This window comes from Indolivaga capnocytophagoides DSM 22835 (assembly GCF_000426485.1).
Classification (GTDB): Bacteria; Bacteroidota; Bacteroidia; order Bacteroidales; family Dysgonomonadaceae; genus Dysgonomonas_A; species Dysgonomonas_A capnocytophagoides.
Window position 1 is genome coordinate 1 of the sequence record NZ_AUFL01000039.1, and the last position, 1727, is coordinate 1727.

Annotated in this window: 4 protein-coding genes; 2 read left to right on the forward strand and 2 right to left on the reverse strand. The window is 31.2% G+C overall.

What is annotated here, in order from left to right; all coding sequences use genetic code 11:
* Nucleotides 1-191 precede the first annotated feature (191 nt).
* Nucleotides 192-665 carry a hypothetical protein gene (locus K322_RS19460; protein WP_051290804.1) on the forward strand — a complete coding sequence of 158 codons (474 nt, stop codon included), beginning with the start codon at nt 192-194 and terminating at the stop codon, nt 663-665.
* A gap of 34 nt (nt 666-699) precedes the next feature.
* On the opposite strand, the gene K322_RS19465 is transcribed toward K322_RS19460, so the two are convergent.
* Nucleotides 700-921, reverse strand: coding sequence for a hypothetical protein (locus tag K322_RS19465; protein ID WP_035332149.1), 222 nt, complete (start codon nt 919-921; stop codon nt 700-702).
* Between the two features lie 241 nt (nt 922-1162).
* Between K322_RS19465 and K322_RS0113485 the strand changes: the two genes are divergently transcribed.
* The gene (locus K322_RS0113485; RefSeq protein WP_157279461.1) at nt 1163-1339 is read left to right on the forward strand and encodes a hypothetical protein; all 177 of its coding nucleotides are present in this window, start codon (nt 1163-1165) and stop codon (nt 1337-1339) included.
* On the opposite strand, the gene K322_RS0113490 is transcribed toward K322_RS0113485, so the two are convergent.
* Nucleotides 1336-1662 carry a hypothetical protein gene (locus tag K322_RS0113490; protein ID WP_026627346.1) on the reverse strand — a complete coding sequence of 109 codons (327 nt, stop codon included), beginning with the start codon at nt 1660-1662 and terminating at the stop codon, nt 1336-1338. The genes K322_RS0113485 and K322_RS0113490 overlap by 4 nt on opposite strands.
* Between the last annotated feature and the right edge of the window lie 65 nt (nt 1663-1727).

Sequence of the window (1727 nt, forward strand, 5' to 3'; positions counted from 1 at the left end):
GGTAATTACCCAAAGCGACTGATTCTTTTTGGGTGTAAAATTGTTCTGGCATAATTAATAGGATTTAGTAAATAAAAAAGGTATCTAATGACACCCGGGATTTTGTAATAATATTTCCTTGAAAAATAAGCTAGATAAAGATGTTTTCCATATCTTTATTCCATATATTAACTTTTTAATTTGTTCAAAATATGAAATGCACAAACCTTTTGGTTATTCTTGTTATACTATTGGGATGTATTGGATCTGCCAACGCTCAGGGTATCTCTGAAAATAAATTTTCTAGAGAGTTAGAAGTAAATCTACCTTCTGATTCTGTATATTATAAAACAATCTATTTCCTACAAAAAAATGGGTATTTTATTTTATCATTGGACAAACAATCAGGATTTATTCAAGCCAAAACATACACTTCTGACAATAAGATTTTTTCTGATAGAATGGGAGATCGCAAAATATATAATTTTTTCATCTTTCCGATTCGGACTAATTTATGTCAATTATCTATATCAATTTACATAGAAAGATCATATAGGCGATCATTATCACAAGGCTGGGTTTATTACGATTTGGATCTTGGAGTTGTAGGAAATAATGAAAAGAATAGTGATAAACTTTTTGAACCAATTATTGATGGACTGTCTAAAGAATTCTCATTCCCTTAAATAAAAAAGACAGTTATAAGCTGCCTACTCGATTCTAAAATGGTAATCCATTTCGTTTACACTTCCAGTTGTATATTTTCCGATCTACACGAAGCTTTAGTATCCAAAGAGGAAAAACGATAAAACCTAATATATCTTTATTAGTCCAATAATCGTAATACTCATGACTACCACACCACTTACAAATAGAGCAACGGCTATCGTTATATATCTTGTCAATCTTATGACCTAGTATTTTACAGATGATCTTTTTCATTCTAAATCTATTTTTATTTCTTCACCCGTTAGAGCGAAGAAAAATGAACTTTATAATTAAGCTATTGGTTTATCACAATATGTTAGATCCCTAGTAAACTCTGTAAAGTTGAGTTGATTTGAAAAGTCTGCTGAGTGATTCCGTGGACTTTTTGCCTTTTCCCTTTAAATTTAATCTGTCTCATTTTGTTTGTTTAGTTCGTTAATAACTATTTTGCTATATTTACCATATGGATAATACTATGATTTTTATAATACTGTTTGGAGGAATGGCAGTTGTTTTATTCTTAATAGCCTTTATCTGTGCATGTCTCATTGAAATGTTTAATATGACGGGGCTTAAAGGAATAACAAAATACTCATGGATAACAGCTTTCATCTTTGCTGTGCTATCCGCTATTTCGTATATTCTGCGTTAATCTATTTGAGGTATAGGCATCCATTCGGTGAAATACCCTATGGTATCATCTAAATTTAATTCATCTTCAATAAAAAGGACGAATGGATTTCCACTTCCTCTTTTGCAAATAATATTATTATCGACCTTAGGCAACTCCTCACTCACCTTTCTCCACTTGAATAGGGAGAAGGCTACTTTCTGTATATACATTATAATTGCATCAGATGTGTATATATATGGGAGCAGCCGACCTCTACTTATCACTTCATTGTTGAACCCTTTTTCAATAAGCCATCTTTCGATAGAATTTGGCTCAATGAGGGTTTGAATGTCTTTGTTCATTTTTATTTATATATTTGAGTTATGAAATTTCTTAGGTTGATACAAGAATACGGAGCATTCATAGC